The sequence below is a fragment of the Microbulbifer litoralis genome (genome assembly GCF_023634065.1).
In the GTDB taxonomy this organism is placed as follows: Bacteria; Pseudomonadota; Gammaproteobacteria; order Pseudomonadales; family Cellvibrionaceae; genus Microbulbifer; species Microbulbifer litoralis.
The window spans coordinates 100,686-124,084 of record NZ_JALKCV010000007.1 but is presented as its reverse complement, the minus strand read 5'-3'; the positions used below and the strand labels follow the sequence as shown (position 1 = coordinate 124,084).

Genomic DNA, 23,399 nt, shown 5'->3' with positions numbered 1-23,399 from the left:
ACAACTTTGCGCATGGTCCGCCAGTCACCGCCGGCGGTAGAGCAGGTCCCGGACACCGTGCCCGAGGCGCTGGCCGCGGCGTTCGAATTTGGTTTCCGGGCGGAAGGGTGGACGCCCGGAATAGTTGCCAGCACCGGCGGTATTCTCCAGCTGCTCTTCCGCTTCCAATACTTCCAGCATATGCTCGGCGTAATTTTCCCAGTCGGTGGCGAGGTGCATCAGGCCACCGGGTTTCAGTTTCGTGCACAGCAGGCGCACGAATTCCGGCTGCACGATGCGGCGCTTGTGGTGCTTTTTCTTGTGCCAGGGATCGGGGAAATAGAGCTGGAACCGGTCCAGCGACGCGTCGGCGATACAGTCGTTCAGCACGTCCACAGCGTCGGCCATATAGACGCGCAGGTTTTTGACACCGGCCTTTCCGGCATTGTTGATCAGCCGGCCGACGCCGGGCGGGTGCACCTCGATACCGATAAAGTTCTTGTCCGGTTCCGCCTCCGCCATTGCCAGCAGCGAGTCGCCCATACCGAAACCGATTTCCAGTACCAACGGCGCCTCGCGGCCGAAAGCCGCCCGCGGATCCAGCGGGCCGTCGAACAGTGACAAGCCGTACCCGCCCCAGTAGGTATCGAAGGCGCGACGCTGCCCCTCGGTCATGCGGCCGGCGCGAATCACGTAGCTGCGAATGGATTTTTTCTTGTACTCGGTGCGGTAGGGGAAGTCTTCCGCGGACTCGTCTTGCATGATTCGCGACCTCTGATGCGAATTCGGTTTCAGTTAATGGCGGGGCGTGACCGGAAACCTGTAGGAGCCCGGTTAATGGGGGAACCGCAGCGCTGCCACAAACAGCGCCACCCAGCCGCCGATCAGCAACAGCCCGCCCAGTGGCGTCACCGGCCCCAGCCAGCGCGGGCCGCCGAAGGTGAGGCCGTAGAGGCTGCCGGAGAAAAACAGCACACCAATCGCAAACAGGGCCCCGGCGACCAGCAGCGCGCCGGCAGCCTGCTGGGAGGTACGCTCGCCCAACTGCTGCATCAGCAGCACCACGCCGAACAGCGCCAGCGCGTGGATCAACTGGTAGTGGACACCGGTCTTGTAGGCCTCCAGCAGGTTTTCCGCCACTTTGCCGCGCAGGCCGTGGGCGCCGAAGGCACCAAGGATAACGCCGCTGCCGCCGAGCAGGGCGGTGAGTAACAGGTAGAGTTTGGTCATGATGGTTTTCCGTACTTGGGGATTTCCTGTGCGCAACGGTCTGTCGCGTTCCCCTGGGTGCGCCGAGCTCCAGCTCGGCAATTTCCGCCAGGGCGGGCCTACGGCCCGCAAGCCGAGCTGGAGCTCGGCGCGCCCGGGAACAAAAAAAACCGCGCTGTGGCGCGGTTTTTTCGCTCGGGGAAAAAGGGGCGCTTCCGGGATCAAGCCTCCATGGCCGCGCGCACTTTTTTCATCGCGTTTTTCTCCAGTTGGCGGATGCGCTCGGCGGAGACGCCGTACTTGTCGGCCAGTTCGTGCAGGGTGGACTTCCCTTCGGACAGCCAGCGCGCCTGGATGATGTCGCGGCTGCGATCGTCCAGCTGTTTCAGCGCCAGGCCCAGGCTGCTGAGGTTGGTGGCCTGCCAGTTGTCCCGTTCCAGCTGCGCCGCCGGATCGAAACTGCGGTCTTCCAGGTAGTGGGCCGGTGCCTGCCAGGCGCTGTCGTCATCGTCGTCCGCGCCGGCATCGAAGGCGGCGTCGTGGGCGGCCAGGCGGCCCTCCATCTCGTGCACGTGGTTGACGTCCACGTTCAGGTCTTCCGCCACCGCCTTGGCTTCGGCGCTGGTCAGCCAGGCGAGTTTTTTCTTCTGGCCGCGCAGGTTGAAGAACAGTTTGCGCTGCGCCTTGGTGGTGGCGATCTTGACGATGCGCCAGTTGCGCAGGATGAACTCGTGAATCTCGGCCTTGATCCAGTGCACGGCGAAGGACACCAGGCGCACGCCCTTTTCCGGGTTGAAGCGCTTGACCGCCTTCATCAGGCCGACGTTGCCCTCCTGGATCAGGTCGCCCTGGTTCAGGCCGTAGCCGGAGTAGGATTTGGCGATATGCACCACGAAGCGCAGGTGCGACATCACCAGCTGGCGCGCCGCGTCCAGGTTTTCGCGATAGTAGAGGTCCTCGGCCAGCCGCTTCTCTTCCTCCGCGCTCAGCACCTCGAAGCTGCTGACGGTCTGGATATAGGCGTTCAGGTCGGCACCCGGAGACAGTGTGTGGACTGGCTGCAGGCTGGTTCCCATTCAGGTCTCTCCTCTCATGGTTTTCTGCCGCCGGCGCCGGGCCTGGCGGCTGTCCCCGCGGTCAGCCGGGGGACGGATCGGCTCCAGTTTAGCACTAGCGCGACCGGCTTAGGAAGCCCGGTCTGCCAGCGCTGGAGCCGTTGCAATACGGGCTCTTAGAGGGGTTATCCACAGGGTGGGTTCCGCCTTTGCGACGACTTTGCACTTCTTTAATGTGACCCGATGGTCAGATCGCTTCTAGCGAGGCTCGATGGCCTTGATATGCCGCGCCACGGCCAGCCAGGCACCGATCAGGCCCAGCAGCGCGGCACCGGCGGTCAGCGCCAGCAGGTAGCTCGGGCCGGGGCCGCGCAACGCATAGCCGCTGCCGTAGGACGACGACAGGCCGGCCACCGGCCCGGACAGCAGTGCCACGCCAGCGGCCACCAGCAGCCACGCCAGCAGGCCGCCGAAAAAGCCGTAGCAGAGGCCGCTGTACAGGAACGGGCGGCGCACGAAGGCGTCGGTGGCACCCACCAGCTTGACCACCAGTATCTCCTCGCGGCGGTTCTCGATATGCAGGCGTATCGTATTCACCACTACCAGCAGCACCCCCAGCGCCAGCAGCGCCGCCAGGCCGGCGGACAGGCGTCGACCCAGTTCGGTCAGCTGCGCCAGGCGCTGCACCCAGGCCATATCCAATACCACCGCGTCGGTCATGGCGCTGTCGCGCAGCCGCTCCGCCAGCGCCTCCAGGCGCTCTTCGGCCGTATCCCGCGGCCGCACCAGCAACACGGCCGGCAGGGGATTGTTGTCCAGACCTGTCATGGCATCGCCGAGACCGGAGCTCTGCTGGAACTCTGCCAGCGCCTCCTCGGGCGAAATATAAGTCACCTCGGCGATATCGGCGTCTGCGCGCAGCTCTTCCGCAAAGGATTCCACGGCTGCCTCGCGCGCGTCCCTGTGCAGGAAGACCGAGATCTGCGGCTGGCCGTCCCAGCCGGCCACGGCGCGCTGGAAGTTGACCAGCCCCAGTTGCAGCGCCGCCGGCAGCGCCAGGGCGATGGCGATCACCAGCGCGGTCATGCCGCTGGCCAGCGGCGTGGCGAAGAAGCGCCGCAGGGACTCGCCGGCCATCTCGCGGTGGTGCCCCAGCCAGGCGCGCCAGCGGTCGCCGAGGCCGGTGCGCGCGGCAATGGCGCCGGTACTGCGCTGGGCCTTGGGCTCCGGCGCCGGCCGCTGCGAGCGGCGGGGCCTGGCGGAACTAGGAGTAGGCTGCTTCACGGCTCGGGGTTCCATCGTAGATCAACTGGCCGGCCTGCAGCGTCAGTACGCGGCGCTTCATGCGCGCGATCAGCTCCAGGTCGTGGCTGGCCACCATTACCGTGACGCCCACGGCGTTGAAGTCAGAGAACAGCTGCATGATCTCGGCCGACAGCTGCGGGTCCAGGTTGCCGGTGGGCTCGTCGGCCACCAGCACCGCCGGCTTGTTGACCACCGCGCGGGCGATGCCCACCCGCTGCTGCTCGCCGCCGGACAGCACGATCGGGTTCTGGCGCTCTTTGTGCAGCAGGCCCACCTTGTCCAGCGCCGCGCGCACGCGGCGGCCCACCTCGCGCTTGCTGCAGCCGGAGACCGACAGCGGCAGGGCGACATTGTCGTAGACGCTGCGATCGAACAGCAGTTGGTGGTTCTGGAACACGATGCCCAGGTTGCGGCGGTAGTAGGGGATCTGGCCGTTGCGCAGCCGGTTGAGGTTCTGCCCGGCCACCAGGATGCTGCCGCGGGTGGGGCGCTCGATGGCGGTGAGCAGTTTCAGCAGCGTGCTCTTGCCGGCGCCGGAGTGGCCGGTCAGGAACACCAGCTCGCCGCGCCCGATTTCCAGGCTGATGCGTACCAGCGCATCCTGGCCGGATTCGTAGCGTTTGTTGACGCTGTCAAACGTGATCATGGGCGAAGGCGGTCATGTGGGCAAAATTGTTCTTGTTGTAACTCAAGTTTCAGAGCTAGTGGTCCACGCACCCGGGACCGCGGCCACCAGACACTCCTCTTAAGATTGCTCGGTCGGCGCGCGTTCGAACAGCGCGGCCACGTAGTCGCGGGCCACAAACGGCTGCAGGTCTTCGGCCTGCTCGCCGACACCGATAAAGCGTACCGGAATTCCGAAGCGCCGCGCCAGGGCAAAGATCACACCGCCCTTGGCGGTGCCGTCCAGCTTGGTCAGCACCAGGCCGGTGACGCCGGCGGATTCGCGGAACTGCTCCGCCTGGCTGGTGGCGTTCTGGCCGGTGCCGGCGTCCAGTACCAGCAGCACTTCGTGGGGCGCGCTCGGGTCCAGCTTGCCCATGACCCGGCGCACCTTGGACAGCTCTTCCATCAGGTTGGACTTGGTGTGCAGGCGCCCGGCGGTATCGGCGATCACCACGTCGACGCCGCGGGATTGGGCCGACTGCACCGCGTCGAAGATCACCGAGGCGCTATCGGCGCCGGTGTGCTGGGCCACCACCGGTACATCGTGGCGCTCGCCCCAGACCTGCAACTGCTCCACCGCCGCCGCGCGGAAGGTGTCGCCGGCGGCCAGCATGACCGACTTGCCCTCGTTCAGGTAGCGGTGCGCCAGCTTGCCGATGGTGGTGGTCTTGCCGACACCGTTGACACCGACAACCAGGATCACGAACGGCTTCCTGGCGCTGTCGATAGCCAGCGGCTCCTCCACCTTGTCCAGCAGGTCCGCCAGCTCGTCCTGCAGCGCCCCGTAGAGCGCCTCGCCGTCCGCCAGCTCGCGGCGCGAGACGCGCTCGGTCAGGCGGTCGACGATCTCGGTGGTGGCCTCGACGCCGACGTCGGCCATCAGCAGCTGGGTCTCCAGCTCCTCCAGCAGGTCCTCGTCGATCTCCTTGGCGCCCAGGAACAGGTTGCCCATGCCCTCGGCGAACTGGTTGCTGGTGCGGCTGAGGCCGCGGCGGATGCGGGCGAAGAAGCCCTCTTTTTTTTCCTCGGGCCCTGCCTTGCCCGCGGGCGCTTGCCCGGCCGGCTGCCCGGGTCCGGCGATCGGCTCGGGTTCCGCTGCCGCAGCCTCGGGCTCCGCTTCGGCGACCGCGCCGGTATCGGCCGGGGCCTCTTCCGGTACCGGCTCGACAGCCTCGGGCGCGGGGGCCCGCTCCCCGGTCACGGGGGACTGTTCGGATTCGGCTTCGTCGGCCTTGGGCTTCTTTTTACGCAGGAAGTCAAAGATCATGGATGGGTCCGGATGTACCGCTGGCAGAAAGGCGCTAATGTTAGCATCGCTCAGGATACCAGACAGCCAGAACCGCAGAGAGAATCCCTTGACCCGACGTTCCCCGCGCAGAGCCGCCCCGCAACCCCTGTCCCAGCTGCGTATTATCGGCGGCCGCTGGCGCGGGCGGCGGCTCCAGTTCGCGCCGGTGGAGGGTTTGCGGCCGACCGGCGACCGGCTGCGGGAAACCCTGTTCAACTGGCTGCAGTTCCACCTGCCGGACGCCCGCTGCCTGGACCTGTTCGCCGGCTCCGGCGCACTGGGACTGGAGGCGCTGTCGCGCGGCGCCGCGCGGGTGGACTTCGTGGAACTGAACCCGCGCGCGGTGCAGACCCTGCGGGAGCAATTGAAACTGCTGGGGGCCAACAATGGCCGCGTGCACCACTGCAGTGCGGCGGATTTCCTCGCCGGTCATCGCGGGCCCTTCGATATCGTATTCGTGGACCCGCCATTCGCCGGCGATCTCTGGCGGGAGAGCCTGGCAGCGCTGGCTTCGCAGTTGGACGAGGGCGCGCTGGTCTATGTGGAAACACCCCGCGACAGCCCGCTGCCAACCCCCGCCGGCTGGCAACTGGAAAAGGACAAACGGGCCGGGCGGGTGCAGATGCGGCTGTTCCGGACAGGCCCCCAAAACGGTGCGTGAATTGCGCTGTTTTGAGCCGCCCGGGCAAATTGTTTACCATGCGCTTCCCTTGGGCGCGCTCGGAAAAACTGACGTATGAAAAAAGTCGTCTACCCCGGAACCTTCGACCCGATCACCAACGGCCATATGGACCTGGTGGAGCGGGCCTGCCGGCTGTTCGATCACGTAATCGTGGCGGTGGCCGCGAGCACCCGCAAGAACCCGCTGTTCACCCTGGACGAACGGGTCGAACTGGCGCAGCGGGTGCTGGGGCACCTGCCCAATGTGGAAGTGATCGGCTTCGATATCCTGCTCGCCGACCTGGTGCGCCAGGTGGATGCCTACGGCGTGCTGCGCGGCCTGCGCGCGGTATCGGACTTCGAGTACGAATTCCAGCTGGCCAACATGAACCGCCAGCTGGCGCCGAATATGGAAAGCCTGTTCCTGACGCCGGCGGAGCACCTCTCCTACATCTCCTCGTCACTGGTGCGCGAGATCGCCTCACTCGGCGGCGACGTCACCAACTTCGTTCCCGCCGAGGTCGAGAAGGCGCTGCAGGAAAAGTTTAACCAGTGACGCTTTCCGTTCGCCGCCCGGCGAGCGGTCCCCCCGCGGCTTTCTGGTACACTCGGGCGGGTTTTCACCGTCCGAGGAGTTTCCCGTGCGCCATCTGATTCTCGCGCTGCTTACGCTTTCCGCCTCCGCCACGCTGGCCGGCCAGGAGATACAGCCTGAGGTCGCCACCGGCCGCAGCGAAATCAAGTCCGCCAGTGCGGAAGACTATATGGCGGTGACCGCCAATCCCCTCGCCAGCCGCGCCGCGGAACAGATACTCGCCCGCGGCGGCACCGCCGTGGATGCGGCCATTGCCGCGCAACTGGTGCTGGGCCTGGTAGAGCCGCAGTCGTCCGGGATCGGCGGCGGCGCCTTTATGCTGAGCTACCGCGCCGATGGCGGTGAACTGCATTACTACGACGGCCGCGAAACTGCGCCGGCCGGCGTAGACGAAGACTATTTCCTCCGCGACGGCCAACCGCGCCCCTTCCTGAAGGCAGTGATCGGCGGCTACTCCGTGGGCGTGCCCGGCGTGCTGCGCATGCTGGAACTGGCCCACGGGCGCGACGGCAAACTGCCCTGGGCAGAACTCTTCCAGCCGGCGATCCGGCTCGCCGAAAACGGCTTCCGCGTCTCGCCGCGCCTGCACCAGCTGCTCGACAGGATGCCGCAGGTGGATGCGCGACCGGCCATTGCCGCCTACTTCTTTGGCGACGACGGCGAACCGCTGCCGGTGGGACACCTGCTGAAAAACCCCGATTACGCGGCGACGCTGCGCACCATTGCCGACAAGGGCGCCGATGCCTTCTACAGCGGCCCGATTGCCGAGGCCATCGCCGCCGCCGTGCAGGGAGACCCCAAAAACCCGGGCAAAATGACCCTGAAGGATATCGCCGGCTACCGGGCCAAGGTACGCGAGCCCGTCTGCAGTATCTTCCTGACCTACCGCGTCTGCGGCGCCGACGCACCATCTTCCGGCGGCACCACCGTGGGCGCCATCCTCGGCATGCTGGGGCAATTCTCCCTGAACGAGTACGAGGCCGGCGACACCGAACTGACTCACCTGTTCGCCGAGGCCTCGGAACTGGCCTTTGCCGATCGCAATACCTATTCCGCGGATGCGGACTTTGTCAGCGTGCCCAGCCAGTCCATGGTCGCACCCCAGTACCTGGCGCGGCGCGCGCAGTTGATCGACCCCGAGCGCGCCACCGAGGCGGTCGCCGGCGAGCCGCAGTCCTTCGACGAGCCACGCCTGCAGGCAGCGTCACCGGAAATGCCCAATACCAGCCACCTGTCGATCGTCGACCGCTACGGCAACGGCGTCAGCATGACCACCAGTATCGAGACCGGCTTCGGCTCGCGGCTGTTCGTGAAGGGCTTCCTGCTCAACAACCAGCTGACCGATTTTTCCTTTGTGCCCAGGGATGCCAAGGGCTCCTCGGTGGCCAACCGCATCCAGCCGGGCAAGCGCCCGCGCTCGTCGATGTCGCCGACCATCGTGTTCGACCACGACAACAATATGCGCCTGCTGGTGGGCTCACCGGGCGGCTCGCGCATTATCGATTACACGGCGCGCACCATTCTCTACCACCTGGGCCTGGGTATGCCGATCGCGGATGCGGTGGCCGCCGGCAATATCGGGGCAATCGGTTATAGAGTCGAGCTGGAGCCGGGTTTCTTTTCCGCGGAGACGGTGGCAAAGCTGGAAAAGCTCGGTCACAAAGTGGTGGAGAAGCACCTGAACAGCGGCATCCACGCGATCGCGCTGGTCGATGGCGAGCTGCGCGGCGGCGCCGACCCGCGCCGCGAGGGCAGTGCCCTGGGCAAATAGCGGTAACCGACAATGACCAATCCGTGGTTTCTACTGACGATCGCCGGCCTTTTGGAAATCGGCTGGGCCGTGGGGCTCAAATTCACCCAGGGCTTCAGCCGGCCACTGCCGAGCGCACTGACGGTGCTGGCGATGGTCGCCAGTTTCTATTTTCTCGCCCAGGCGCTGAAAGTGATCCCGGTGGGTACCGGCTACGCGGTGTGGACCGGGATCGGTGCGGTGGGGACGGCGATTCTGGGAATTGTGCTGTTTTCCGAATCCACGGCGTTACCAAGGCTATTCTGTATCGGGCTGATCGTGGCGGGGATTATCGGCCTCAAGCTCACCGCTTCCGTCTGATCTGGGAATGATTCTTTCCAGTAACTCCACTGCAGCGCCGCGCACCAGGCCATTGGGCAGGCCGCCCTCATCTTTTTCGATAGTGCCGCCCGGCGGATCTGGAGTATCGGTATTGATACCCGCGGCGGCAAGACCCTCCGAGTTGGTCCAGATGCTTTTATGGTCGCGGGAAATAAGGACGATCGGAACAAAGTCGCTTACCTGATCCAGCTGCGCCTTGTGCGGTTGTGTCGCACCGAATGCCGCGGCATCCCATCCCTTGCCGACGATGACCTGCAGATCGGGATTTTCCCGCATAAATTTTTTCACTGCCTGCACATAGTCCGCCGGGGTGCGCCCGCCGCGCAGATCCAGCAGCCGCTCGACACCGGGCAGGTGCAGGGCTTTTTGTTCCGGGTCGGATTGCTGTGGCTCGGCGGCGGGCGCAGAACTGCTGCTTCTCTCTTGCGCTCCGTCGGGGCGCCCGCAGGCAACGAGTAGCGCGGCGACACAGACGAGCCAGACGATTTTCATTTCCCCTCCGCGGCATTTATGCAGGTTCTGGGGAAGTATAGAAAGGGTACTGGCTGCATGTTGGGGAATCGCACCTGCCTACGGCAGCCACTGATAGCCGGTGGGATTGTCCGGGCAGGGGCCGAAGCCGCACTCGACGGTGGTGGAAAGCACATTGATCAGTAAAATCGAGAGAAACGCCACTGTCGCCAGTTTTCCCAGCCAACCGGGCGCCCGCTTGCCGCCGGCTGCCGGCGCACTGCCCATATCGTCGAGCATCAGTACCAGGCCACTCCACAGCAGCAGCGCGAAAAAGGCCACCAGCGCCCAGGTGTAGAAATGCAGGCCCAGAAAGGGCGAGCCGAATCCCGGGTCGCCGGGGGCGATATGCAGCAACACCTGCCGCGCCGCCGACACCATGCCGGCCAGGGCAGAGACAACGACAATGCCGTAGTGCAACGGCCGGGAACCGAAGCGGATATTCAGCAGCAGGCCGATCCCCACCATCGCAAAACCGGCCCGCTGCAGCAGGCACAGCGGGCAGGGCAGTTCGTGCAGGAGCAGCTGCCAGGCGAAGGCAAACCAGAGAATGCCGCTGACGCCGAGCAGCGCCAGGCTGTTGACGCAGGGGGCGGTGCGGCCGAGGGTAATTTTCACCGGGACCTCCTACAACGACAGGTTCATGGGGTCGGTCATATGGTAGAAGCACCAGGCGATGAAAGTTGCCAGGGTCAGCCACCAGGCACCGATACTCGCGCAGCGATGTCCGCGCCAGGCGAACCAGGCGGACAGCAGCACGGTGACAAAGGGCAACATCATGATCACGGGAGAGCTCCCCAATCGCCGATACCAATGGCGATTTATAGTCTGGGGAGAATATTTTCCCAAGGAAGGGCGTGGTAGCAGTTGATAAAGAGCCTTCAGCGCTGGCAGGAACCGCAGAAAAAGGTGCTGCGCTGGCCCAGCACCGCCTCGCGCACCGGGCCGCCACACTTGGGGCAGGGCTCGCCGGTACGACCGTAGACGTTGAGCTGCTGGGCGAAGTAGCCGGGCTGGCCGTCGCCGCCAGTAAAGTCGCGCAGGGTAGTGCCGCCCTGTTCGATGGCGCGGGCCAGTACCCGCTTGATGGCGTCGGCCAGCCGCTGGCAGCGGGCGCGGGAGATGCGCCCGGCGGCAGTCTGCGGGCGGATACCGGCCAGGAACAGGGATTCGCTGGCATAGATATTGCCGACGCCGACGACAATACGGCCGTCCATGATGAAGGTTTTCACCGACTGGCGGCGGCCGCGGGAGCGCTGGAACAGGGTGTCACCGTCGAATTCGTCCGACAGGGGCTCGGGGCCCAGGTGGCTGAGCAGGTCGTGGGCGACCGGGTCTTCGTCGGTCCACAGCAGGGCGCCGAAACGGCGCGGGTCCCGGTAGCGCAGTACCCGGCCGCTATCCAGTGTCCAGTCGACGTGGTCGTGCTTTTCCGGCGGGCAATCCGGTTCCACCAGCCGCAGGCTGCCGGACATACCCAGGTGCCAGATGGCGCAGCCTTTGTCGGTATGCACCAGCAGGTACTTGGCGCGGCGCTCCAGGCGCAGGATCCTGGCGCCGGCGATGCGCTTTTCGAAGCCCCGATCTATCGGCCAGCGCAGCTGGCGCTGGCGCACTTTGGCCGCACGCACTTTGTGCCCCTCCAGGTGTGGGGCCAGGCCGCGGCGAGTGGTTTCTACTTCTGGCAGTTCCGGCATTTATCTTTATCCAGCAACCGGCTCCACGGTGCCTGTAAGTGAGCCAAGTGGCGGCCCCGCTGCCGGTAGCTGTTTGCTCAACAGCCTCATCGGCAATCGTTTCACAAACAGCCCCCGGCAGCGGGCCCTTCGCATCTGACCTGGATGTTCTTTTTTGGCATTGATCGGGCCGGTGCGCACGGCGCACCCTACTGGAGTCCCGAGTCCCGAGTCCCGAGTCCCGAGTCCCGAGTCCCGAGTCCCGAGTCCCGAGTCCCGAACACCGACGCATAAAAAAGCCCGGAAGTTCCGGGCTCTTTCGATCCAACTAAAGGCAAAATCTTACTTGATCTTGCCTTCCTTGTAGATCACATGCTTGCGAACGACGGGATCGTACTTCTTGATCTCCATCTTTTCCGGCATGTTGCGCTTGTTCTTGGTGGTGGTGTAGAAGTGGCCGGTGCCGGCACTGCTGTTCAGGCGAATTTTCTCTTGCATCTTCCTGTCTCCGATCTCTCAGCGGCTGACGCCGGTTAGACTTTCTCGCCGCGGGCGCGCAGCTCTTTCAGCACGGTATCGATACCTTTCTTGTCGATCACGCGCATACCTTTGGAGGAGACGCGCAGCTTCACGAAGCGCTTCTCTGACTCCACCCAGAAGCGGTGGCTGTGCAGGTTGGGCACAAAGCGGCGCTTGGTGCGGTTCTTGGCGTGGGATACGTTGTTACCGGTGACCGGGCGCTTACCGGTTACCTGACATACCTTGGACATCTGTTGGCCTCTTCAAAACTCTCGGTGCCCGCGTCAGGGAATGCGGGGACATAATTCGGGATTCTAATCCGGTTCCTGGGCGGCGGCGGAAACTGTTCAGAATCTGGCCCGGCCGCAAAGAGCGGCGTTTTATACCAGAAGAGGTCCCCGGGAGCAAGTTTTGTACAGTGAATACCGGGACTCGGGACTCGGGACTCGGGACTCGGGACTCGGGACTCGGGACTCGGGACTCGGGACTCGGGACTCGGGACTCGGGACTCGGGACTCGGGACTCCAGTAGGGTGCGCCGTGCGCACCGGCCCGACCAATGCCAAAAAAGAACATCCAGGTCAGATGCGAAGGGCCCCCGGCAGCGGGGCCGCCACTTGGCTCACTTACAGGCACCGTGAAGATGATGGGCACGTCCATCCCACGCTTTGGCGGACACCCGCCATTCGCCTTCAAGCAAAGACCTACAGCAACCCCTGCTCGGCAAACGACAGCGCCTCGCCCTCGCCGACGATCATATGGTCCAGCACCTTGATATCCACCAGTTCCAGCGCCTTGGCCAGACGCTCGGTGATCCAGATATCCGCCTGGCTGGGCTCGCTGACGCCCGACGGGTGGTTGTGGGCGAGGATGACCGCGGCGGCATTTTTCTTCAGGGCTGCCTGTACCACCTCCCGCGGATAGACGCTGGCGGCGTTCAGGGTACCCTCGAACAGTTCCTCGAAGGCGATTACCCGGTGCTGGGTATCCAGGTACAGGCAGCAGAAGACCTCGCGACGGCGGTGGCGCAGCTGCGCGGACAGGTAGTCGCGCACGGCGCCGGGGCTGCACAGGGCATCGCTGCGCTGCAGTGTCTCCGCCAGGTGGCGCCGCGCCATCTCCAGCACCGCCTGCAGCTGTACGTACTTGGCATCGCCCAGGCCCTTGCCACGGCAGAACTCGCGCCGGTCCGCCTCCAGCAGCGGCCGCAGGCCGCCGAAATCCGCCAGCAGCTGGCGCGCCAGGTCCACCGCGGACATGCCGGTCACGCCGGTGCGCAGGAAGATCGCCAGCAGCTCGGCATCCGACAGCGCCTCCGCGCCCCGTTCGAGCAGCTTTTCCCGCGGCCGTTCCGACGCCGGCCAGTCCTTGATGGTCATCTTTCCTTCCATGGAGTCGATTCCTTTCCTTATTGATCGGGCACAGAAATGCTAATCTTACCCGTTCCCTGGATCATGGAAACAGCGCCTATGTCCTCCCTGGCCGACAAACGCATTCTGCTGGGCATCAGCGGCGGTATCGCCGCCTACAAGAGCGCCGACCTGGTGCGCCGCCTGAAAGAGCGCGGCGCGGACGTGCGGGTGGTGATGACCGCCGGCGCACAGGAGTTCGTGCGGCCGATGACCTACCAGGCGCTGTCCGGCAACCCGGTGCATACCGACCTGCTGGACCCGGCCGCCGAGGCGGCCATGGGCCATATCGAGCTGGCCAAGTGGGCCGAGCTGATCCTGATCGCGCCCGCCAGCGCACAGCTGATGGCCAAGCTGGCCGCGGGCATGGCGGACGACCTGCTGACCACCCTGTGCCTGGCCAGCGAGGCGACTCTGGCCATAGCACCGGCCATGAACCAGGCCATGTGGCGCCACCCGGCCACCGCCGCCAATACCGAGACACTACACACCCGCGGCACGCGGATCTGGGGCCCGGACGCCGGCAGCCAGGCCTGCGGCGATGTCGGCCCCGGCCGCATGCTGGAACCCGACGCGCTGGTCGCCGAGGCGGAATCCCTGTTCCGCCCGCAGCAGCACCTGGCGGGCAAGAGGGTGGCGGTGACCGCCGGCCCCACGCGCGAGGCACTGGACCCGGTGCGCTTTCTCAGCAACCACAGCTCCGGCAAAATGGGTTTTGCGCTGGCCGCGGCGGCGCAGCGCGCCGGCGCCGAGGTCACGCTGATCGCCGGGCCGGTCAACCGGCCCACGCCGCCCGGGGTCAAGCGCGTGGATGTCATCGGCGCGCTGGAAATGCGCGATGCCGCCGAGCGCGCCGCCGACCTGTGCGATATCTTTATCGCCGCCGCCGCGGTGGCCGATTTTCGCCCGGAGAAAACCTCCGGGCAGAAGATCAAGAAAAAAGAGGACCACGAGCGCGAGAGCCTGGCGCTGGTGAAAAACCCGGATATCGTCGCCGGTATCGCCGCGCGCGAGAAACTGCGGCCATTTACCGTCGGCTTCGCCGCGGAGACGGAGAAAGTGCTCGAGCACGCGCGGGGCAAACTGGCCCGCAAGCATCTCGACCTGATCATCGCCAACGACGTCAGCGCCGCGGACAGCGGCTTCGACAGCGACCGCAATGCGGTCACCGTGATCGACCGCAGCGGCAGTTGCGAACTCCCGCCGGCACTGAAAACCGAACTGGCGGAACAACTGATCGAGCTCATCGCCGACAGAGTATCGACACAATAACAATCAGCGTTACTGGAATTTCCCCGTGGCTTCCAACAAAACCGATCGCCTTCCCCTGATACACGGCGGCCTGCTGTTGCCGGCACTGCTGGCCGTCGCCGCCTGGATGGGCGGTGCCTACTATCTCGAGCGCAATATCATCGCCCCGCGCAGCGCCGGGCAGATCGCCGCGGCCGCCGACCGGCGGGTGCAGCAACAGGCCGTCAAGCTGCAGAAGCAACTGGGCGCACGGGCCGGCAGGCTACAGCAGCTCGCCGGCAGCTTCACCCCCGCCAGCCTGGGCGATACCTCTGCACTGCCGACCGGTGCCCGCGCGCAGTACTTCGCCCGCGGCGATATCCGCGTTGGCGCCGGCAGTGACCCCCAACTCAACTTCGCCCTGGTGGACCTGCTCAAACGCAGCCTGGAGAAAGGGCCGCAACCCGTGGAGATACTGACCACCGGCAGCGACGACAGCCGGCAACTGCACAATGCGGTGCCGCTGCCAGATGGCGGCGCGCTGCTGGTCACGCAGCCGTTCGAAACCTATGCCGCAAAACTGCAGGCGCTGCACAGTGGCGGCGGACAGCTGGTCCTGCTGCAGAAATTTTCCGGCGGCCCCGCACGCGCCCAGTGGCGCGCGGGGCGGGGCAGTGGCCGCGCAGCCAGGGCCGAGGTGAAAGGCAGCCACCTGACGATGGAATTCACCCCGGACACCGCCTTCGCCCACGAACACGGTATCCCAGGGCGCTGGTGCTATATCGGCGGCGGTATCGGCCTGCTGGTCACACTGCTGCTGTTGCTGCGTTTCCTGCCCCGGGACACACCGGCGCCCTGGGAGCGCGACAACCATCGCAGGGCCGGCGGCGGCCACGCCGGCAATCCGGAACCCGTACGGGGCCAGGCGGACCTGCTGGCGGAGAGCAACCGGGAGCCGCTGCCACAGCGGGCCGCCGCCGCGCCCAGCGCGCAGGACGAGGACGAACAGCCGCAAACCGCGCCCCGCGCGCCGGACAAGTCGGAACTGCAGACCGCCACCGATTTCCCGCAACAGGTATTCCGCGCCTACGATATCCGCGGTATCGCCGGCAGCGAGATCAATGAACCCTTCGCCTACCAGCTGGGCCGCGCGCTGGGCAGCCTGGCACAACACGCCGGCGAGGAACTGCTGCTGGTGGGCCGCGACGGCCGCAACAGCAGCGAACTGCTGGCCAACTGCCTGATCGAGGGCATCCTCGACAGTGGCTGCAACAGCGTGAACCTGGGCCTGGTACCGTCGCCGCTGCTGTATTTCGCCTGCGCCAAGGGCAAGAACACCAGCAGTGGTATCGTCGTGACCGCCAGCCACAACCCGGCGGAATACAACGGTTTCAAGATTGTCATCAAGGGCCGGCCGCTGGCGGAGGGCAAGCTGCAGCGCCTGCACCAGCTGATGCAGAAGGGTCCGTTCAAGAGTGGCCAGGGCAGCAACCGCGAGCAGGACATTCGCGAAACCTATATCGACGAGATCTTCAACGATGTGGCCCTGGCCGGCCAGCCGCGACTGGTGGTGGACGCCGGCAACGGCGCCACCTCGAACCTGGCGCCGCGGCTGTTCGAGCAGTTGGGCTGCGCCGTCACGCCCCTGTTCTGCGAGGTGGACGGCAACTTCCCCAACCACCCGCCGGATCCATCGCGCCCGGAAAACCTCGAGGCGCTGATCGACAAGGTCAAGGAGACCGGCGCCGATCTCGGCATTGCGCTGGACGGCGACGGCGACCGCGTGACGCTGATCTCCGCCTCCGGCCGCATCGCCTGGGCGGACCAGCTGGTGATGCTGCTGGCGCGCGATATCCTGGCCCGCAACCCCGGCGAGGATATCGTCTTCGACGTGAAGAGCAGCCGCGCGCTGGCACAGCTGGTCAACCAGTACGGCGGCCGCCCGATCATGTGGAAGACCGGCCACGCACCGATGAAAACCAAGATGCTCGAGACCAGAGCCATTCTCGGCGGCGAGCTGTCCGGCCATATCTTTATCAGGGACCGCTGGCTCGGTTTCGACGATGGCATCTACGCCGCCGCGCGGATACTGGAGATCATGGCCCTGCGCGAACAGGGGCTGGACGAACTGCTGGACTCGCTGCCGCAACTGGTGAGCACACCGGAAATCCTGATCGAAGTGGACGAGCGCGAGAAGTTCGCGCTGGTCGAAAAACTGAAAAAGCAGGGCGATTTCGGCGAGGCCGACATCAATACCATCGACGGCCTGCGCATCGAGTACGCCGACGGCTGGGGGCTGGTGCGCGCCTCCAATACCGGCGCTGCACTGACGCTGCGCTTCGAGGCCGTGGACGAAGAGGCGCTGGCACGCATCCGCGAACGGATCATGGCGCAACTGAAGAAAATCGACCCCAAGCTGGCGGTGCCCGACTGGCAACTGGTGTAGGCTGCGCCCAGCGATCGGAGCCGGATTTATCAGCGGTGCGCCCGGCGCGCCCCCCATTCGAAGAAGGAACCTGAACCCTATGTCACTGGATAGCAAATCCGCCCTGCGCGTCGCCGAGGTCCTGAACGAGGCGCTGCCCTACATCCAGCGTTTTATCGGCAAGACAGTAGTGGTCAAGTTCGGCGGCAACGCCATGGTCGACGAGGCGCTGCAGAACAGTTTCGCCCGCGACATCATCCTGATGAAACTGGTCGGCATGAACCCGGTGGTGGTGCACGGCGGCGGGCCCCAGATCGGCGAGCTGCTGGACAAGCTCAGTATCGAATCCCGTTTTGTCGACGGCATGCGCGTCACCGACAGCGAGACCATGGATGTGGTGGAAATGGTCCTCGGCGGTACCGTGAACAAGCAGATCGTCAACCTGATCAACTCGAACGGCGGCCGCGCCGTGGGTGTGACCGGTAAGGACGGCCTGCTGATCCGGGCGCGCAAACTACAGATGCAGAATGAGACCGCCGGCCTGCACGCCTCGGAGATCATCGATATCGGTCACGTGGGCGAAGTGGAGCGCATCGACACCGATGTGATCGACATGCTGATCAACAGTGACTTCATTCCGGTAATCGCCCCCATCGGCGTGGGGGAGGACGGCACCTCGTACAATATCAATGCGGACCTGGTGGCGGGCAAGATCGCCGAATTCCTGAAGGCGGAAAAGCTGATGCTGCTGACCAATGTGGCGGGGCTGCAGGGCAAGGAAGGCGAGGTGCTCACCGGGCTGACCACGCTGCAGGTGGACGGGCTGATTGCCGATGGCACCATCTACGGCGGCATGCTGCCGAAAATCGCCTGCGCGCTGGACGCGGTCAAGGCCGGGGTGACGTCGGCACACATCATCGACGGGCGTGTGCCCCACGCGGTGCTGCTGGAGATATTCACCGACACCGGCGTCGGCACACTGATCACCAACAACGGCGAATAGTGGCAGGTGGGCCCGGAATTGGCGACGAAAGATCGCCCCCAGGAGACCACAGCAATTGAAGCGCGCCCGGCGAATCGTTAGGATTCCGGCGCCGCTTTGACCGAGTCTGGGGAACGGGCAGCCATGCGCTTCCCCGCCCCGGCAATGGGCAGCATGGAAACGATGGCGCCAACCTGTGACCGGTGCCATCCCGAAAAGTGCCGGCAGGCGCCGGTATTTTTTGACGGCCGGCCATAGACCGGGCGCTCTCGGGACGAAAGCGGCAACAAGAAGAAACCAGCACCCGGTGCAGGCCGGGTAACAAGGCACTCAATGAGCAGCGAAAAAATCAACCGGCGTCAACAGATTCTGCAGTCCCTGGCCCATATGCTGGAGGCCAGCCCCGGCGCCCGCATCACCACCGCGGCCCTGGCCAAGGAGGTGGGTTTTTCCGAGGCGGCGCTGTACCGCCACTTCCCCAGCAAGTCCAAGATGTTCGAGGGGCTGATCGAGTTTATCGAGGAGACGGTGTTCAGCCGCGTGTCCCTGATCCTGCAGGACGAACCCTCGGCCCTGGCGCGCTGCCAGAAGATACTGCACCTGCTGCTGGCCTTCTGCGAGCGCAACCCGGGGATCACCCGCCTGCTGACCGGCGACGCCCTGACCGGCGAGACCGAGCGCCTGCACGGGCGCATCCTGCAGTTCTTCGACCGCCTGGAGACCCAGTTGAAACAGATCCTGCGCGAGGCGGAGCTGCGCGAGCAGCTGCGCCCGGCCATTCCCCTGGGCGGCGCCGCCAACCTGCTGATGGCCAGTGCCGAGGGCCGCATCGTCCAGTACGTGCGCAGCGGCTTCAAGCGCAAGCCGACGGAATACTGGGCGGAGCAGTGGCCGGTGCTGATGGCGGGATTCTTCCGGGAGACGGCACTGGCGGAGTGATTTGTCCATACCCCGGGCGAGCGGCACTGCGGGAGCCTGCGCGGCTTCTCGCTATCTGGTGATTTCGGCAAAGCGCGCCGCGGCGCGATCGAACTCCCTGTCGAGGCGGTCCGCCTCTGCCTCGCGCCGCTCCAGGCGCTCGCGCACCACTTCCACTTCCTGGCGCAGGTCCTCGATACGCTGCAGCAGTTCCGGCGCCACTTCGCCACCGTTGCGCTGGGTGCGCGCGGCCTTGGTTTCTTCCTGCTCGATCTGGTTGCCGAGTGTGGCGATATTGGAGCGCATGATCGCCATATCCTGCTGCACCGTGGCCAGCTTGCGCGAGCGGGCGCTCTCGATATCGGCGACGCTGTTGTAGCGCTTGAGCAGCTTGCGGTCGGCCTCCTCCTGCGCCCGGCGGCGCTTCTGCGCCTCCAGCTGCTCGCCGGTGAGCTGCGGGGGCACCACCTTCAGCACGCGACCGGAAAGACTCAGTATCTCGTAGCCATCGGCCACATAGCGCGGCGGCACCGCATCGTTCAGTACCTGTACGCCATTTTCGTCGGTGTAGCGGTAGAGCACATCGCCCCGGATCTCCGGCTTCTCCGCGGCCGACGCGGGCAGGCAGCCGGCCGCAGCGAGGGCCGCGGCCAGGAGCAGGGCTGTTGGTGGCGGGGCGATTTTCATCGCGCTTCTCACTGAAGTTGTCCGCAGCACCGCGGCGTCAGGGCCCGGACCGCGGCCGGCCCGGCCGGGGTGGGGTCACTGGCTGGAGACGCCGTAGCGCTGCCGGTAATCGACGATTTTCTGTAGGGTCTCGCTGTCCTGCGACTCCTCCTGCAGGAAGCTGACGATATCATCCAGCTGCACGATACCGAACACGGGGATATTGTACTGCTGCTCGACCTGCTGGATAGCGGAGAGTTCACAGTCCTCGCCGGCTTTTTCCTGGCGATTGAGACCGATCACCACACCGGCCGCCTCGGCACCGTTCCGGCCGATGATCTCCATCACCTCGCGCACCGCTGTACCGGCCGTAATCACATCGTCGATGATCAAAACCTTGCCTTTAAGCGACGCACCTACTAAGGTTCCGCCCTCGCCGTGATCCTTGGCCTCTTTGCGGTTGTAGCAAAAGGGCTTGTCCACGCCTTTCTGCGCCAGCGCCACGGCGGTCACCGCGCCCAGCGGTATACCTTTATAGGCCGGCCCGAAGATGACATCAAACTCCACTCCCGATGCGATAATCGCCTCGGCGTAGGCCCGCCCCAGTGCCGCCAGTGCGGCACCGGTGTGGAAGCGGCCGGCATTGAAGAAATAGGGGCTCTGGCGCCCGGATTTCAGGGTGAATTCGCCAAAACACAGCACCTGATGATCCAGGGCCAGTTGGATAAAATCGCGCTGATACTGCTGCATGGAAATTTGATAACTATTGTCTAAGGTGAAGGGAGACCTCCCCGCGGGAACGGCGGGGAGTGACTGTACATAATGTTAGTAATCATACACAGTCCGCTGGTAAGGGGCTAATAATGCGAATAGTGAGTCTGTCGGTAGACGGCATTCATCAGGCGGCTCAACGCGGCCTCTACGATTGGCTGGCGGACCAGGATGCGGATGTCATCTGCCTCCAGGACCTGCGCTCGCTGGAACCGGAACTGGACCACCCGGTCTTTCACCCGGACGGCTACTACAGCTATTTCTTCGACTCCGGTACGCCGCACGAAAACGGCGTCGCCATCTATACCCGCAACCAGCCGAAGGCAATCATCTTCGGTATGGGCTTCTCCAATGGCGAGGATATGGTCGGCCGCTACCTGCAGGCCGATTTCGAGCGCCTGAGCATCGGCTCGCTGCTGGCCCCGATGGCCACCGACGAACCGTCGCTGGAAAAGAAGGTGCAGTTCTTCGACGACATGCAGGCGCACCTGACCAAGATCAGCCGCAAGCGGCGCGACTTCATCTTCTGCGGCAACTGGGGCATGGCCCACCGCCGCGCCGATGTGCAGAACTGGCAGGACCACCAGGACACCCCCGGCTTCATGCGCCATGAACAGCGCTGGCTCGATCAGCTGTTCAACGATATCGGCTATATCGACGCCTTCCGCAAGGTGGTCAAGGACGCGGACGAGTTCACCTGGTGGCCGAGCGGCAAGGTGGGCGAGGGCGACGGCTGGCGCACGGATTTCCAGGTGGTGTCACACAGCCTGCGCAACCGAATCGAGTACGGCGCCATCAACAAGAACGTCGACTTCTCCAGCCACCTGCCGGTGATCATGGATTACGAACTGGAAGTGTGATGCGCATTGGTCGGAGCCGCAGGGTGCGCCGTGCGCACCGCTGATCCGATCGGTGCGAGACCGCCATGGATGGCGGTCATGCAGAGAACGCATGGAGCAATTGCCTGCGACGGCGCACCCTACCCAATCACTCTGCCAGTGCCTTCTTCTGCCTGGCGATCAGATCGTCGATCCCCGCCTTGCCCAGCGCCAGCATCTGTGCGAACTGCTGTTCGGTAAACGGCGCCCCCTCGGCGGTGCCCTGCACCTCGATCATGCCGCCATCTTCTGCCATCACCAGGTTCATGTCGGTGTCGGCGCGGCTGTCTTCCGGGTAGTCCAGGTCGAGTACCGGCTCGCCCTCGTAGATGCCCACGGAAACCGCCGCCACCATATTGTTGAGTGGGTCGGTCGCGATCATCTTCTCCCGCTGCATATACCTGAGCGCGTCCACCAGTGCCACACAGGCGCCGGTGATGGACGCGGTGCGGGTGCCGCCATCCGCCTGGATCACATCGCAGTCCAGGGTGATCTGGTGTTCACCCAGCTTCTCCAGATCCACCGCCGCCCGCAGCGATCGGCCGATCAGGCGCTGGATCTCCACCGTGCGCCCACCCTGTTTGCCGCGGGCCGCCTCTCGGCCCATGCGCGAACCGGTGGAGCGGGGCAGCATGCCGTACTCGGCGGTGATCCAGCCGCTACCCTGGCCGCGCAGGAATCGCGGCACCTCCGCAGCCACGGATGCGTTGCACAGCACCTTGGTATCGCCGAATTCCACCAGCACGGATCCCTCCGCGTGGCGGGTGTAGTTGCGGGTAATGCGGACTTCGCGCAGTTGCTCGGGTACTCGACCGCTGGGACGCTGCATGCTTCACCTCTCCATTTCTCAAAGCGCTCCATTATAACCATGCAGCCACCTCAAATAACCACGCCGCACGCTATTGAGCCATGCCCGACCCAACGACCGCGGGCCCTCCGCGCTGCAGCCGCGTGCTATGATGCCCGACCAATTCCAGGACGCCTTCAGGGGAAACAGTTATGGGCAGTAAAACAGTGCGCAGCATGACCGCATTCGGCCGCGCCGAGGCCTCCTACGCCACCGGCACCGCCACCTGGGAGCTGCGCTCGGTCAACCACCGCTACCTGGAACCGCACTTCCGCCTACCCGAAGCCGCGCGTCCACTGGAGACGAAGCTGCGCGAAGCCCTGCGCAAGCAGCTTTCCCGCGGCAAGCTGGAGCTGGGCCTGACCCTGAAGGCCAACACCGGCGAGCAGACCTCGGTCCAGGTGGATGAGGACTTGGTGCGCGCCCTGGTCCGTGCGGCCGGGCAGGTCTCGTCCCAGATCGACCAGGCGGCGCCGCTGAATCCACTGCAGGTACTCCAATGGCCGGGCGTGATCGCGGAACCGGAGACCGATGCCGAAGCCCAGTCCACGGCGATCCTGAAAGCCTTCAGGGAGGCCCTCGAGCAGCTCACTGCCAATCGCGAGCGCGAGGGTGCCGAACTGCGCAGGTTTATCGAGACGCGCCTGGAAGGCATCGAACTCCAGGTGACCGAAGTCCGCAAACTGCTGCCACAGATCCTCGACGCCCAGCGGGAAAAGCTGCGCACACGCCTCGAGGAACTGCTCGATGAACTGGACCAGGATCGCGTCGAGCAGGAAATCGTCATACTGGCGCAGAAGGCCGACGTAGACGAGGAACTCGACCGCCTCGACGCCCACGTCGCCGAAGCCCGCCGCGTACTCGCCGGCGGCGGCGCCATCGGCCGGCGGCTGGACTTCCTGATGCAGGAATTCAACCGCGAGGCCAATACCCTGTCTTCCAAATCCGTGGTCACCGACACCACCCAAGCGGCGGTGGAACTGAAGGTTTTGATTGAGCAGATGCGGGAGCAGATCCAAAACATAGAATGATGTTCTCGGGTATTCAATGCCGTTCTTTAATGCCTTTTAAATCAATCAGTTAATAAATTTTGATGATCACCACGAGGCGCTCTGCGAATGGCTAGCGCCCATCGTGAGAGGTGAGATCAGTTCTGGAGAGTAAAAGGGGCCACTCAGACCCCCTGCTGCTCAATCCAGGCCAGAAGATCCGATAATCGCCAAGCCACTGAATTACAGCCCACTTTGAGCCGTGCCGGAGCAGCTTGCTTTCGTTCCAGCGACCACCACTGAGTTCGGCTGACGCCAGTAATCGCGCGGCGATCAGGTTCTCTGACCAGTCACTCGCTCTGCCCGGAACGGGCCAGCAACTTGGTTCGCAGTTCTTTCTGGGGCGGGCTAAAGGCTTTGTCACTCATCCTTTGCTACCTCCGGATCACCACTGGGATAAGCGGGAAACTGGGATAGCCCATCTCCGTCCGGTAGAGAATCCCAATACGCCTTGATGCGATCAGGCCACAGAGCGAAAAAACGCTCCGACCGATCCCGCAGCTTAATCTTCATGGTGCCACGGCTCTGCTCATTGGTTTCCAGGAAATCTCTCTGGATAAACGGCTCAATTTCCCGAGTGTATCGACTACGAAGGCCAAGCTCGTTGATAAGAGTATTTTTGGATATCAGCC

General features: G+C 64.7%; 27 protein-coding genes. 10 read left to right on the top strand and 17 right to left on the bottom strand.

Annotated features, from left to right (window positions below):
• Positions 1 to 24: 24 nt before the first annotated feature.
• The 6 genes from trmB to ftsY form a co-directional block, all read right to left on the bottom strand.
• Positions 25 to 741: a tRNA (guanosine(46)-N7)-methyltransferase TrmB gene (trmB, locus tag MWN76_RS12305; RefSeq protein WP_250461721.1), complete on the bottom strand. Its 717-nt coding sequence runs from the start codon at positions 739 to 741 to the stop codon at positions 25 to 27.
• Positions 742 to 813: 72 nt separating this feature from the next.
• A complete protein-coding gene (locus MWN76_RS12300) occupies positions 814 to 1,209 on the bottom strand; it encodes a DUF423 domain-containing protein (protein ID WP_250461720.1) in 396 nt (131 codons plus the stop codon).
• 200 nt (positions 1,210 to 1,409) lie between these two features.
• The gene (rpoH, locus tag MWN76_RS12295) at positions 1,410 to 2,264 is read right to left on the bottom strand and encodes an RNA polymerase sigma factor RpoH (RefSeq protein ID WP_250461719.1); all 855 of its coding nucleotides are present in this window, start codon (positions 2,262 to 2,264) and stop codon (positions 1,410 to 1,412) included.
• Between the two features lie 237 nt (positions 2,265 to 2,501).
• Entirely contained in the window at positions 2,502 to 3,527 is a 1,026-nt protein-coding gene (ftsX, locus tag MWN76_RS12290; protein ID WP_250461718.1) for a permease-like cell division protein FtsX, read from the bottom strand.
• Positions 3,508 to 4,194 (bottom strand): cell division ATP-binding protein FtsE, encoded by a 687-nt coding sequence (ftsE, locus tag MWN76_RS12285; protein ID WP_250461717.1) that lies wholly within the window; start codon positions 4,192 to 4,194, stop codon positions 3,508 to 3,510. Before ftsE ends, ftsX begins: the two co-directional genes overlap by 20 nt.
• A gap of 99 nt (positions 4,195 to 4,293) precedes the next feature.
• Positions 4,294 to 5,481, bottom strand: a complete 1,188-nt coding sequence (gene ftsY, locus MWN76_RS12280) for a signal recognition particle-docking protein FtsY (RefSeq protein WP_250461716.1) — start codon at positions 5,479 to 5,481, stop codon at positions 4,294 to 4,296.
• Between the two features lie 88 nt (positions 5,482 to 5,569).
• Between ftsY and rsmD the strand changes: the two genes are divergently transcribed.
• The 4 genes from rsmD to sugE all read left to right on the top strand — a co-directional run bounded on the left by rsmD (position 5,570) and on the right by sugE (position 8,867).
• Positions 5,570 to 6,163 (top strand): 16S rRNA (guanine(966)-N(2))-methyltransferase RsmD, encoded by a 594-nt coding sequence (rsmD, locus tag MWN76_RS12275; protein ID WP_250461715.1) that lies wholly within the window; start codon positions 5,570 to 5,572, stop codon positions 6,161 to 6,163.
• 75 nt (positions 6,164 to 6,238) lie between these two features.
• Positions 6,239 to 6,718, top strand: coding sequence for a pantetheine-phosphate adenylyltransferase (gene coaD, locus MWN76_RS12270; RefSeq protein ID WP_250461714.1), 480 nt, complete (start codon positions 6,239 to 6,241; stop codon positions 6,716 to 6,718).
• Between the two features lie 85 nt (positions 6,719 to 6,803).
• Positions 6,804 to 8,528, top strand: a complete 1,725-nt coding sequence (ggt, locus tag MWN76_RS12265; RefSeq protein WP_250461713.1) for a gamma-glutamyltransferase — start codon at positions 6,804 to 6,806, stop codon at positions 8,526 to 8,528.
• A gap of 12 nt (positions 8,529 to 8,540) precedes the next feature.
• Positions 8,541 to 8,867, top strand: coding sequence for a quaternary ammonium compound efflux SMR transporter SugE (sugE, locus tag MWN76_RS12260; RefSeq protein WP_250461712.1), 327 nt, complete (start codon positions 8,541 to 8,543; stop codon positions 8,865 to 8,867).
• Here sugE and MWN76_RS12255 read toward each other — a convergent pair.
• The 7 genes from MWN76_RS12255 to radC form a co-directional block, all read right to left on the bottom strand.
• A complete protein-coding gene (locus MWN76_RS12255; RefSeq protein WP_250461711.1) occupies positions 8,805 to 9,380 on the bottom strand; it encodes an amidohydrolase family protein in 576 nt (191 codons plus the stop codon). The genes sugE and MWN76_RS12255 overlap by 63 nt on opposite strands.
• 78 nt (positions 9,381 to 9,458) lie before the next feature.
• Positions 9,459 to 10,016, bottom strand: a complete 558-nt coding sequence (locus MWN76_RS12250) for a disulfide bond formation protein B (protein ID WP_250461710.1) — start codon at positions 10,014 to 10,016, stop codon at positions 9,459 to 9,461.
• Positions 10,017 to 10,025: 9 nt separating this feature from the next.
• Positions 10,026 to 10,178: a DUF5993 family protein gene (locus MWN76_RS12245; RefSeq protein ID WP_250461834.1), complete on the bottom strand. Its 153-nt coding sequence runs from the start codon at positions 10,176 to 10,178 to the stop codon at positions 10,026 to 10,028.
• 101 nt (positions 10,179 to 10,279) lie between these two features.
• Positions 10,280 to 11,095 (bottom strand): bifunctional DNA-formamidopyrimidine glycosylase/DNA-(apurinic or apyrimidinic site) lyase, encoded by an 816-nt coding sequence (gene mutM, locus MWN76_RS12240; RefSeq protein ID WP_250461709.1) that lies wholly within the window; start codon positions 11,093 to 11,095, stop codon positions 10,280 to 10,282.
• Positions 11,096 to 11,416: 321 nt separating this feature from the next.
• Positions 11,417 to 11,572, bottom strand: coding sequence for a 50S ribosomal protein L33 (rpmG, locus tag MWN76_RS12235; protein WP_250461708.1), 156 nt, complete (start codon positions 11,570 to 11,572; stop codon positions 11,417 to 11,419).
• A 35-nt stretch (positions 11,573 to 11,607) separates the two neighbouring features.
• Complete coding sequence (gene rpmB / locus MWN76_RS12230) at positions 11,608 to 11,844, bottom strand: 50S ribosomal protein L28 (RefSeq protein ID WP_250461707.1); 237 nt, start codon at positions 11,842 to 11,844, stop codon at positions 11,608 to 11,610.
• A 452-nt stretch (positions 11,845 to 12,296) separates the two neighbouring features.
• Entirely contained in the window at positions 12,297 to 12,971 is a 675-nt protein-coding gene (gene radC, locus MWN76_RS12225) for a RadC family protein (RefSeq protein ID WP_250461833.1), read from the bottom strand.
• Between the two features lie 90 nt (positions 12,972 to 13,061).
• Between radC and coaBC the strand changes: the two genes are divergently transcribed.
• The 4 genes from coaBC to slmA all read left to right on the top strand — a co-directional run bounded on the left by coaBC (position 13,062) and on the right by slmA (position 18,577).
• Positions 13,062 to 14,273: a bifunctional phosphopantothenoylcysteine decarboxylase/phosphopantothenate--cysteine ligase CoaBC gene (gene coaBC / locus MWN76_RS12220; protein WP_250461706.1), complete on the top strand. Its 1,212-nt coding sequence runs from the start codon at positions 13,062 to 13,064 to the stop codon at positions 14,271 to 14,273.
• A gap of 25 nt (positions 14,274 to 14,298) precedes the next feature.
• Positions 14,299 to 16,677 (top strand): phosphomannomutase/phosphoglucomutase, encoded by a 2,379-nt coding sequence (locus MWN76_RS12215; protein WP_250461705.1) that lies wholly within the window; start codon positions 14,299 to 14,301, stop codon positions 16,675 to 16,677.
• A 79-nt stretch (positions 16,678 to 16,756) separates the two neighbouring features.
• The gene (gene argB, locus MWN76_RS12210) at positions 16,757 to 17,659 is read left to right on the top strand and encodes an acetylglutamate kinase (protein ID WP_250461704.1); all 903 of its coding nucleotides are present in this window, start codon (positions 16,757 to 16,759) and stop codon (positions 17,657 to 17,659) included.
• Between the two features lie 312 nt (positions 17,660 to 17,971).
• Positions 17,972 to 18,577: a nucleoid occlusion factor SlmA gene (gene slmA, locus MWN76_RS12205; RefSeq protein ID WP_250461703.1), complete on the top strand. Its 606-nt coding sequence runs from the start codon at positions 17,972 to 17,974 to the stop codon at positions 18,575 to 18,577.
• A gap of 51 nt (positions 18,578 to 18,628) precedes the next feature.
• Here slmA and MWN76_RS12200 read toward each other — a convergent pair whose 3' ends face one another.
• Both MWN76_RS12200 and pyrE read right to left on the bottom strand, forming a co-directional pair.
• On the bottom strand, positions 18,629 to 19,243 hold the full coding sequence (locus MWN76_RS12200) for a hypothetical protein (RefSeq protein ID WP_250461702.1): 615 nt from the start codon (positions 19,241 to 19,243) through the stop codon (positions 18,629 to 18,631).
• Between the two features lie 75 nt (positions 19,244 to 19,318).
• Positions 19,319 to 19,972: an orotate phosphoribosyltransferase gene (gene pyrE / locus MWN76_RS12195; protein ID WP_250461701.1), complete on the bottom strand. Its 654-nt coding sequence runs from the start codon at positions 19,970 to 19,972 to the stop codon at positions 19,319 to 19,321.
• A 113-nt stretch (positions 19,973 to 20,085) separates the two neighbouring features.
• Between pyrE and MWN76_RS12190 the strand changes: the two genes are divergently transcribed.
• On the top strand, positions 20,086 to 20,853 hold the full coding sequence (locus tag MWN76_RS12190) for an exodeoxyribonuclease III (protein ID WP_250461700.1): 768 nt from the start codon (positions 20,086 to 20,088) through the stop codon (positions 20,851 to 20,853).
• A gap of 127 nt (positions 20,854 to 20,980) precedes the next feature.
• Here MWN76_RS12190 and rph read toward each other — a convergent pair whose 3' ends face one another.
• Positions 20,981 to 21,700 carry a ribonuclease PH gene (gene rph / locus MWN76_RS12185; RefSeq protein ID WP_250461699.1) on the bottom strand — a complete coding sequence of 240 codons (720 nt, stop codon included), beginning with the start codon at positions 21,698 to 21,700 and terminating at the stop codon, positions 20,981 to 20,983.
• A 170-nt stretch (positions 21,701 to 21,870) separates the two neighbouring features.
• Between rph and MWN76_RS12180 the strand changes: the two genes are divergently transcribed.
• Complete coding sequence (locus MWN76_RS12180) at positions 21,871 to 22,749, top strand: YicC/YloC family endoribonuclease (protein WP_250461698.1); 879 nt, start codon at positions 21,871 to 21,873, stop codon at positions 22,747 to 22,749.
• Positions 22,750 to 22,892: 143 nt separating this feature from the next.
• Here the strand turns inward: MWN76_RS12180 and MWN76_RS21000 are convergent, their stop codons facing one another.
• A complete protein-coding gene (locus tag MWN76_RS21000) occupies positions 22,893 to 23,057 on the bottom strand; it encodes a helix-turn-helix transcriptional regulator (RefSeq protein ID WP_284500453.1) in 165 nt (54 codons plus the stop codon).
• Positions 23,058 to 23,399 lie beyond the last annotated feature (342 nt).

Coding starts and splice junctions, on each gene's coding strand:
- MWN76_RS12245 (WP_250461834.1), bottom strand. CDS start 10,178: ATGATGTTGCCCTTTGTCACCGTGCTGCTGTCCGCCTGGTTCGCCTGG.
- ftsE (WP_250461717.1), bottom strand. CDS start 4,194: ATGATCACGTTTGACAGCGTCAACAAACGCTACGAATCCGGCCAGGAT.
- MWN76_RS12200 (WP_250461702.1), bottom strand. CDS start 19,243: ATGAAAATCGCCCCGCCACCAACAGCCCTGCTCCTGGCCGCGGCCCTC.
- rph (WP_250461699.1), bottom strand. CDS start 21,700: ATGCAGCGTCCCAGCGGTCGAGTACCCGAGCAACTGCGCGAAGTCCGC.
- trmB (WP_250461721.1), bottom strand. CDS start 741: ATGCAAGACGAGTCCGCGGAAGACTTCCCCTACCGCACCGAGTACAAG.
- rpoH (WP_250461719.1), bottom strand. CDS start 2,264: ATGGGAACCAGCCTGCAGCCAGTCCACACACTGTCTCCGGGTGCCGAC.
- rpmG (WP_250461708.1), bottom strand. CDS start 11,572: ATGCAAGAGAAAATTCGCCTGAACAGCAGTGCCGGCACCGGCCACTTC.
- argB (WP_250461704.1), top strand. CDS start 16,757: ATGTCACTGGATAGCAAATCCGCCCTGCGCGTCGCCGAGGTCCTGAAC.
- pyrE (WP_250461701.1), bottom strand. CDS start 19,972: ATGCAGCAGTATCAGCGCGATTTTATCCAACTGGCCCTGGATCATCAG.
- MWN76_RS12180 (WP_250461698.1), top strand. CDS start 21,871: ATGGGCAGTAAAACAGTGCGCAGCATGACCGCATTCGGCCGCGCCGAG.
- ftsY (WP_250461716.1), bottom strand. CDS start 5,481: ATGATCTTTGACTTCCTGCGTAAAAAGAAGCCCAAGGCCGACGAAGCC.
- radC (WP_250461833.1), bottom strand. CDS start 12,971: ATGACCATCAAGGACTGGCCGGCGTCGGAACGGCCGCGGGAAAAGCTG.
- MWN76_RS12300 (WP_250461720.1), bottom strand. CDS start 1,209: ATGACCAAACTCTACCTGTTACTCACCGCCCTGCTCGGCGGCAGCGGC.
- MWN76_RS12255 (WP_250461711.1), bottom strand. CDS start 9,380: ATGAAAATCGTCTGGCTCGTCTGTGTCGCCGCGCTACTCGTTGCCTGC.
- coaD (WP_250461714.1), top strand. CDS start 6,239: ATGAAAAAAGTCGTCTACCCCGGAACCTTCGACCCGATCACCAACGGC.
- rpmB (WP_250461707.1), bottom strand. CDS start 11,844: ATGTCCAAGGTATGTCAGGTAACCGGTAAGCGCCCGGTCACCGGTAAC.
- slmA (WP_250461703.1), top strand. CDS start 17,972: ATGAGCAGCGAAAAAATCAACCGGCGTCAACAGATTCTGCAGTCCCTG.
- sugE (WP_250461712.1), top strand. CDS start 8,541: ATGACCAATCCGTGGTTTCTACTGACGATCGCCGGCCTTTTGGAAATC.
- mutM (WP_250461709.1), bottom strand. CDS start 11,095: ATGCCGGAACTGCCAGAAGTAGAAACCACTCGCCGCGGCCTGGCCCCA.
- coaBC (WP_250461706.1), top strand. CDS start 13,062: ATGTCCTCCCTGGCCGACAAACGCATTCTGCTGGGCATCAGCGGCGGT.
- MWN76_RS12190 (WP_250461700.1), top strand. CDS start 20,086: ATGCGAATAGTGAGTCTGTCGGTAGACGGCATTCATCAGGCGGCTCAA.